The sequence below is a fragment of the Turicibacter sp. GALT-G1 genome, assembly GCF_025594995.1.
GTDB classification, from domain to species: domain Bacteria; phylum Bacillota_I; class Bacilli_A; order MOL361; family Turicibacteraceae; genus Turicibacter; species Turicibacter bilis.
This window is the reverse complement of record NZ_JAMQUS010000051.1, coordinates 1-8,465: the sequence shown is the minus strand read 5'-3', so window position 1 is coordinate 8,465 and position 8,465 is coordinate 1. Positions and strand designations below refer to the sequence as shown.

At 32.4% G+C, this 8,465-nt stretch carries 7 protein-coding genes; 3 read left to right on the top strand and 4 right to left on the bottom strand.

Going from position 1 to position 8,465, the window contains the following annotated elements; genetic code table 11:
- Positions 1 to 138 precede the first annotated feature (138 nt).
- The gene (locus NEH74_RS09260; RefSeq protein ID WP_055305797.1) at positions 139 to 1,290 is read left to right on the top strand and encodes an AI-2E family transporter; all 1,152 of its coding nucleotides are present in this window, start codon (positions 139 to 141) and stop codon (positions 1,288 to 1,290) included.
- Positions 1,291 to 1,591: 301 nt separating this feature from the next.
- Here NEH74_RS09260 and NEH74_RS09255 read toward each other — a convergent pair whose 3' ends face one another.
- The 4 genes from NEH74_RS09255 to NEH74_RS09240 all read right to left on the bottom strand — a co-directional run bounded on the left by NEH74_RS09255 (position 1,592) and on the right by NEH74_RS09240 (position 6,644).
- On the bottom strand, positions 1,592 to 4,192 hold the full coding sequence (locus NEH74_RS09255) for an ABC transporter permease (RefSeq protein ID WP_055305796.1): 2,601 nt from the start codon (positions 4,190 to 4,192) through the stop codon (positions 1,592 to 1,594).
- Positions 4,189 to 4,872, bottom strand: a complete 684-nt coding sequence (locus NEH74_RS09250) for an ABC transporter ATP-binding protein (RefSeq protein ID WP_055305795.1) — start codon at positions 4,870 to 4,872, stop codon at positions 4,189 to 4,191. Before NEH74_RS09250 ends, NEH74_RS09255 begins: the two co-directional genes overlap by 4 nt.
- Positions 4,873 to 4,959: 87 nt before the next feature.
- Complete coding sequence (locus NEH74_RS09245; RefSeq protein ID WP_055305794.1) at positions 4,960 to 5,958, bottom strand: sensor histidine kinase; 999 nt, start codon at positions 5,956 to 5,958, stop codon at positions 4,960 to 4,962.
- A complete protein-coding gene (locus tag NEH74_RS09240; protein WP_055305793.1) occupies positions 5,955 to 6,644 on the bottom strand; it encodes a response regulator transcription factor in 690 nt (229 codons plus the stop codon). Before NEH74_RS09240 ends, NEH74_RS09245 begins: the two co-directional genes overlap by 4 nt.
- 138 nt (positions 6,645 to 6,782) lie before the next feature.
- Here NEH74_RS09240 and splB point away from each other — a divergent pair, with 138 nt between their 5' ends.
- Positions 6,783 to 7,802 (top strand): spore photoproduct lyase, encoded by a 1,020-nt coding sequence (splB, locus tag NEH74_RS09235; protein WP_055305792.1) that lies wholly within the window; start codon positions 6,783 to 6,785, stop codon positions 7,800 to 7,802.
- A gap of 374 nt (positions 7,803 to 8,176) precedes the next feature.
- A partial coding sequence (locus NEH74_RS09230; RefSeq protein WP_317453100.1) for a CAT RNA binding domain-containing protein occupies positions 8,177 to 8,465 on the top strand: 289 nt, incomplete at its 3' end.

Here is an 8,465-nt window from a genome sequence, read left to right as displayed (position 1 = left end):
ACTTAATATTACAATCTATCATATCAAAAAATTTTATAAAAATTGTATGATATTGAAAAAAAGAAACAGAAAACTTTAAAAAGATAATAATAATGGTAAAATGATGTCATAGCTATTTATTGAAATGAGGTGTTAGTCATGCTAGAACAACTGAAAAAGAATAAGCAATTATGGTTAAATTGTTTAAGTATATTCATTGTCGGAGTTGGATTAATCTTTATCTATTATATTTTAAAGAATTTAGGCCTGATTACTAATCAGATTCATACATTCATCTTATTAATTCGTCCGGTTATTATTGCTTTTGGAATTGCTTATGTTTTAAATCGACCAATGATATATATTGAAAAAAAGCTAAAAGACTTAAGTCGCAAAATATTTAAAAAGGAGCTAGCATCAGGTGCTAGTCGAGGATTCACCATTTTACTTTTATTCATCCTTGTAGTCGGGTCTATTTACGTTTTATTTAATAGCATTATTCCACCAATTATGAAAAATTTACGATTATTATTAGAATCATTACCAATGTTTCAAGAAAGTATGAATTATTACATTAAAGAGTTAGGTCCGTATGTGGAATCCTTTATTAATCAACAACAAATTGATCAAATATCGAACTTTATTACTAATTTACTAAGTGCGATAGGGACCCAAATCTTACAGTTAGGAACTGGAGTCATTACGAATGTAACTGGATTTGCCATTAGTACGTTAACAACGATTATTTTGTCGATCTATTTCTTAAAAGATAAAGAAATCTTAATTAATTCGGTGGATAAAGGTGCTCAAGCATTATTATCACCAAGACTTTTAAAACGTATGAAACAACTGCTTCATGATTTAGATGTAGTGTTTGGTGGTTTTTTAATTGCTCAATTAATTGCAGCAATCCTAGCTGGAGTATTCTCAACATTAATTTTATTAGTCATTCGTCATCCATTTGCCATCTTAGTTGGACTTGTAACAGGAGTCACAAATGTTATTCCATACATCGGGCCAATTTTAGGAGCTTTGTTAGGTTGTGTCCTGGGGTTATTCTCAAGCTTAAATTTAGCCATCTTATCATTAATTTTATTAACCATTTATCAACAATTAGATGCAAATGTTATTCAACCAAAGTTATTAAGTAATAGTGTTGGATTAAATCCAGTTTGGGTCTTAATTGCTATCTTAATTGGTGGACACTATTTAGGAATGGTTGGAATGATTGTTTCTATTCCATCAGCGGCTTTAGCACAAATTTATTTAACACGCCGCTATCATCGACTTAAAAATCAACAAAAAATATAACAGCTATTTCTAATAGATGTTTTTAACTTAAAGAAATTTATTAAAATTTAATATATATAAGTCCAGATAAGTTTTTCATATCGGAAAACTTTTAGCTGGACTATAGTCTGTCTTAGTATTAAAGCAATCGATTAACTAAGACTGATATAGAATGATGAAATACATTTCTGTTTCTATATAGCTACCATGTTAACTTTCATCCTTAGTTTAGAGGAAATAATATAATTATTAGAATGAGAGGCGTCCTAGCCTATAAAATTAAAAAAGCTCATCAACTGCTATTTGTTGATGAGCTTTCTTTTTATATATTTTCTTGTTTCAAAGCGTCGATAATGTTTAGTTTTCTTATTTGAATGAGTGAGTACCACATCGATAATCCAACAAAAATAAAGATTCCAAAGATAGCAATGATAAATGAAGACCAGGGTAGAGTAAATGGTATTTCAAAATTTGATTTTAAAATTTGATAAACGATGTACATTAACCCGATACTGAGTGGGATTCCATATAATAATGCTTTTAATCCATAAAATAGACTTTCAAATCGAATCATTTTATTAAATGATTTTGAATCCATTCCAACCGAGCGAATCATAGCAAATTCACGCGTACGAAGAAGCATACTAGTTGTAATTGTGTTAAACACGTTCACGAGACAGATAAGCGTAATTAAACAAATGAATCCATAGGCAAAAATTGAAATTAATAGTTCTAGCTGTTTCTGTGACTCATGCGACTTTTGAAGACTAAAAATACTAGGCATTGTTAATGAATTAGCTTCCTGATATAAATTGACGATTTCATTCTCTAATGTAGAAGTATCATCACTTGTTAAATAGAGAGATAAATTGCTATAACCTCCGTCAAATACACCTTGCTCAAACATCCCTTCAATAGCTGATAGAGGAGTAATTACAGGGATGTTATTTGAAAGGAAATCGTAAGTTATTCCCATAGGTAGCTCACTTGTATAACCAAGTACGTTAAATTGATATTCGTTTGAGTGAAAGGTTAAATGATCGATTTCTTTTAATAGATTAACCTGCATATATTTATTATCTTTTAAGAATTGGTTTGTATTAATGACAACGATTGGAATTGTTGACGAATTACTTATTTCATTATTTTGATCAATATAACGATTGAAGACATCATCTCGTATTCCATAAATTTTTAATTCAAACTGATTGAGTAAAGCTGAAAAGTCTGTATCTGATTGTTCGCCTTTTAAAAGTTCAATTGCTTGTTCAGTTAAAAGATCTTCTGTAATTGAAGTGTAAGTGTAAGCTTTTTGAATATAGTTATAGTCTTTGACACTTGGTAAGCTAACAATTTCATCGATTAAAAGACTTTCTGAAGAATGACTTAGAGCGTATCCATAATCATTACTATCTCCACTCATGTATAAATCATAATTAATTGTTTCCAACGTTAAATTATAAGCAGACTGTAAAGTATTTAAAAAATAAGTGGTTATTAAAAATAAAGAAAAACTTAAAATAAGGGAAAAGACAGTTGCACGATAGCGGCGTTTTTGGCGCTTAATATTTTTAAGAGCTAAATCACCTTCAATTCCAAAGATCTTTGAGACTACTTTTGATGTTTTGACTGCTCGACGTGGAATTTTCACTTCAGTATTTTGACGAATTGCAATCATCGGTGAGACCTTTGCTGCACGACGAGCAGGAATCCATGCTGAAATAAAAATAGTTAAGATAGAAAATAAAATCGCAATAATAATGGAAGGAGCAGAAATGACGAGTCGAAGCGCGATCGTCATATTAGCGGCTGATTGAAAAATAGGATTAACAAGATTGAAAGTGACTCCCATTCCAATTGTTCCAAATAAAAGTCCTAGTGGAATGGCAATTGTTCCAATCACAACACCTTCAAACAAAATCGCGCTACATTTTTGAGCTTTTGTTGCCCCAACACTTGCAAGCATCCCTAAATGCTTCATTCGCTTACTCGCTGAAATAGAGAAGGCATTATAAATGACACTCACAGATCCTATCATAATCACACACATAAAGAAGAAAGCAAGGGAATAAATCATCAGATTCATTGAATCATTTCCTGTCACACCGTAAAATCGTAATAACTCTTTATTAAAGGCAATCATTGGACTCTCAGTTGCGTCTTTAGGAACATTTGCTTCACTTGCTACTTGCATCGCATGGTTATAAAGCTTTGGTGTAATATGACTTAGTTGCACGGAAACATCTACACTTGAAAGAGTAGCATCTAATTCAGAATCTAAAGCAGTAATCACCGTAAAAGCAGGGCCCCATGACGAAATGTAGCGTGGTTCAGAAGTAATTCCAACAATAGTGAATGTATATTCTTTTGTATCAACTAATGTTTCTATGTTACAGTCACCTCCCCAATCACTTGGAGATAAATACTCTCCAAACTCATTCACACGTTGACCAATCGTCAAAGTAATCGTATCCCCAATTTGATAATTAACACCGCTATTATAAATTGCATCTTTTGATAAGAGAATCTCATGTGAATTAGCAGGGAAACGTCCTTGAATTAAATTAACAGGAAAAGCTTCTTGTGCAGATTCATTAAAAGCAAGAAGATGAAAATAAGGTTTACTAGAATACTTATTCTCATCTAAGCGAGCATGCCCAAGTGATTGAGAATAGAAAGTAGCTTTTGTATCTGAGTCATTTTCAATCACAGATAAAGATTCTTTCGGAACATCTTCATATAAAACATGCCAGTTTCCATCGATTTGAATCGTGCGTCGTTGAAGTAAATCCATAAATGATGCTGCTGAAGTGGCAACGGCTGTGATCATCGTCACCGATAAAATAACTCCAATTAATGTCACTAATGTTTGTCTTTTATTTTCTTTTAAATAACTAATCGTTAACTTTTGAATAATGTTCATCGACGAATCACCTCATCTTTCATGATGCGACCATCTTCAATTGAAATGATACGATCAGCTTGTAAAGCAATTTTCTCATCATGTGTAATAACAATTAATGTTTGATTATATTTTTTATTCGATAACTTTAATAATTCTAAGATCTCCTGGCTGTTCTTCCCATCTAAATTTCCAGTAGGTTCATCGGCTAACACAAGTGCAGGGTAGTTAATCAGTGCACGTCCAATTGAAACACGTTGTTGTTGACCACCTGATAATTCATTAGGAAGGTGATTGACACGTTCACTTAGGCCGAGTGTTTTTAATAATTCATCTAATTGAGCTTCATCAACCTTACGGTGATCAAGAAGTAGAGGAAGTGCAACATTTTCACGTACATTTAATACAGGCATTAAGTTATAAAATTGATAAATTAATCCGATTTGTCGGCGACGAAATACAGCTAACTGTGTCTCATTTAAGTCATAAATATTTGTTTGATCAATATAAACATTCCCACTACTTGGATAATCGACTCCCCCTAAAATATGAAGTAATGTTGATTTTCCAGAACCTGAAGGTCCAATAATCGCAACGAACTCTCCTTTATTAACGGAAAAACTAATATCATCTAAAGCTTTAACGGCTGTTGGTCCTTCGCCATATACTTTACTAACATGTTCAACTTTTAAAATTTCCATTTCTAATCCTCCTTGTTTGATTTGATAACTTAAGTATACCGTTCGAAGGTGACAGCTTAGTGACTAAAAAAGTGACAGAATAGTCACTTAAACAATGAGTTTATAAAATTTTAATTTAAAGGTTGTTCCAACACCTAGTATACTTTCGACTAATATATCACCATTTTGTTCATTAATAATACTTTTGGCCATGGCAAGTCCAATCCCGACGCTATCACGATTTGCATTTTTCCCACGATAAAATCGTTTAAATAAGTACGGAAGATCCTCTTTATCAATTCCTTCCCCATTATCTTTAATTGTAATCTCTGTATAAATCGGATTTTTTTGTATATTTACTTGAATCGTTCCACAAACGGGCGTATGTTCAATCGCATTTTTAAAAATATTAGTTAATGCCTCAACAGTCCAGTGAAAATCACCGACAATTTTGCACTCGTCTCCTTGAACGATAAACTGTTGCTCTTTAATTTCTAGTGGAATCATTAAAGGTTCAATCGCATGTTGAATTAAAGTTTTAACTGAGAGTATCTCTTGTTTAAAATCAGCAGTTTTTGTATCGAGCTTCGCAAATTTTAATAATGAACTGACTAACCACTGTAAACGATCGAGTTGAGTTTTATTTTGACTTATAAACATCAGTCGTGTTTGTTCATCTAAATTGGGATCAGCTAATAATTCATTCATCATACGCATCGAGGTTAATGGTGTTTTTAATTGATGAGAAATATCAGACATGGCATCTGCTAAATACTGTGTTTCTTGTTCAAGTAACTCATTTGCTTCTTTGAGCCGTAACGTCACTTTATACAGTTCACTTTTTAAAATACTAAGTTCACCTTCTTGATTATCTCGAATTTCTAATTCATAATGTCCAAGACTGACGCGCCGTAATGTTTCAGAAAGCTTCGCTATTTGAATGTATCGCCAGCGATGATACATAAAAAAAGCAATCCACATTAACACCTGCATCCCTAATACAAAAAGCCCTAAGCGTACATTCACGATCAGACAAACGATAGTTACTAAACACATTAAAATAAATTGGATACTCATGAAGATGAAAAATTCTTTATTTCGGCTCATTCCTTCACCTCTAACTTATAGCCAAGTCCTCGGACGGTTTGAATTAAAGTTGGTTTTTGTGGATTGTCTTCAAGTTTTTCACGAAGACGCTTAATATAAACTGTTAGAGTATTATCGTTCACAAAATCACCAGCCACATCCCAAATGCTATCAAGTAGCTGAACGCGACTTAACACTTGATTTTTATGATGAACAAGTATCAAGAATAAACGATACTCAAGTGCGGTTAACAAAACTTCTTTGGAATGTTTATATACTTTAGCTTTAGCCAGATCTAAACTGACATTGCCAAATGTTAACGAACTTGGTTGTGCTTGTGTCTTGCCGCTACGGCGAAGCACAGATTTGATACGTGCAATTAACTCCCGAATACCAAAAGGTTTTGTAATATAATCATCAGCTCCTAGTTCTAATCCCATCACAATATTAACTTCAGCGTCACAAGCAGTTAGGAAAATAACAGGTGTTTGAGTGGCATTTGAACTTTTTAAAAACTGACACACTTCATAGCCATCACCGTCAGGTAATCCAACATCTAAAAGCAACAAATCGAACGTCTTTTGGTTTAATAATGCTTTAGCCTCTTTAACCGTACCAACTGATTGAACCTGAAATCCTTCTTGTTTCAAGGCAAAACTTAATCCCATAATAATTGATGAGTCATCCTCAATTAATAAAATTTCCATCAAAATCCATCCTTTCGCATTAGTTTTACTATACCCATAAATAACTGTTCTTGAAGTGACGATTTCGTCATCTTTATTAAAAATGATGCGATATTTTGTCGAATTTGAAAAATAATATTATAAGAAAGGAGGATATGTATGTTTAAACCGAAACACGTTTATATTGAAAAAGAAGCACTTGATTATCCACTCGGGAATGAATTAAAAGAGAAGTTTGAAAAGATGGACATTCCAGTTAATATTTTAGAAAGTAATCGCGTCAATTTTTTAAGAGGAAAAAATGTTCAAGAAAAATATGAAATTGGAAAACGTGTACTTGTCATTGGAGTTCGTCGAACACTTGAATTTCAATCATGTAAGCCATCTGCACATTATCAACTGCCACTCGTGACAGGTTGCATTGGAAAATGTGAGTACTGTTATTTGAATACGAATTTAAAAGATAAGCCATTCACACGTATCTATGTGAATATTGATGATATTTTAAAAAAAGCAAAACGATATATTCAAACTGGAAAGTTTAGACCAACTATCTTTGAAGGATCCGCAACCTCAGATCCTGTCCCTGTTGAACCCTATACGCATGCCTTAGCTAAATCCATTGAATTTTTTGCTAAAGATCCTAATACAAGATTTCGCTTTGTCACAAAATTCACCGATATAGATGACTTACTTCATCTCAAACATAATGGGCATACTGAAATGCGCTTTTCTATTAATACAGATACCGTCATTGAAAGTTTCGAACATGGGACCCCAAGAGCAAAACAACGAATTGAAGCAGCCCGCAAAGCAATAAAAGCAGGATACCCCGTTGGATTTTTAATTGCGCCGGTTTTCATCTATCCCAACTGGAAAGAGGATTACCTCATGCTTATTAAAATGTTAAAAGACTTTCTTCCAAATGAAGAGTCACAACATCCCATCACTTTTGAAATCATCTCCCATCGATTTACACCAACCGCTAAAAACCATATCCTTCAAGTCTTTGAAGAAAGCCAACTTCCCATGAATGAAGCTGAACGGACTTATAAATATGGTCAATTTGGTTATGGAAAATATGTCTATCCAAAAGAAGTTATCGCTGAAATCAAAGAACTCTTTGAATTCGGATTAAAACATCTTCCATTTCCTTATGAAATTAAGTATATTATCTAGTTGTAGAAGGGAAAATTTTATTTATATTCTGAGTCTTTACCAGAAATAGCCCTTGATGATTTTTTCTATTAAAACGATGAATTTAAGTGTTAAAATGAGTTGTTTTCCATATAATTTAAACGTCATTTTAAATAAGAAAATATTTTTTTAAAATCAACAATGCGTTTGGGTGATGAGCTTATAGTCTTTAAATATTTTCAAATTAATTATTTTTGTAAAACGCTATCCCAAATCTTTACAAATAGATATTCGCATGATATGATGATGGTAAGGATTGTAACTGGTTAGGCAGGCAAAACCCACTTCTATAGGGAGGGTTTTGCCTTTTTTTATATTCATTTCGAGGTCAGATTGATGATGGGAGAGGAAGATAGATGTATATTGAAAAAGTATTAAATAATAATGCATTTATATCTTTAGATGAAAATGGCGATGAAATAATTGTAATGGGAAAAGGAATTGCTTTTGGAAAGAAAGGAAATCAAAAAGTTGATTTAACCAACTTAAATTACAAAATATTTTCGTGTAAAAATAAGAATATTAATAATAAATTAATTAGTATTGTCTCTGACTTATCACAGGAATATATTTTGTTAACTCGGAAAATTATTTCAACATTTGAAAAAGAATATAATAAAAAGTTGAGTCTTCACCAGAAATGGT

Bases quoted from the DNA above. Each gene is read 5' to 3' on its own strand.
- NEH74_RS09240 (WP_055305793.1), bottom strand. From the start codon at position 6,644: ATGGAAATTTTATTAATTGAGGATGACTCATCAATTATTATGGGATTA.
- NEH74_RS09250 (WP_055305795.1), bottom strand. From the start codon at position 4,872: ATGGAAATTTTAAAAGTTGAACATGTTAGTAAAGTATATGGCGAAGGA.
- NEH74_RS09255 (WP_055305796.1), bottom strand. From the start codon at position 4,192: ATGAACATTATTCAAAAGTTAACGATTAGTTATTTAAAAGAAAATAAA.
- NEH74_RS09245 (WP_055305794.1), bottom strand. From the start codon at position 5,958: ATGAGCCGAAATAAAGAATTTTTCATCTTCATGAGTATCCAATTTATT.
- splB (WP_055305792.1), top strand. From the start codon at position 6,783: ATGTTTAAACCGAAACACGTTTATATTGAAAAAGAAGCACTTGATTAT.
- NEH74_RS09260 (WP_055305797.1), top strand. From the start codon at position 139: ATGCTAGAACAACTGAAAAAGAATAAGCAATTATGGTTAAATTGTTTA.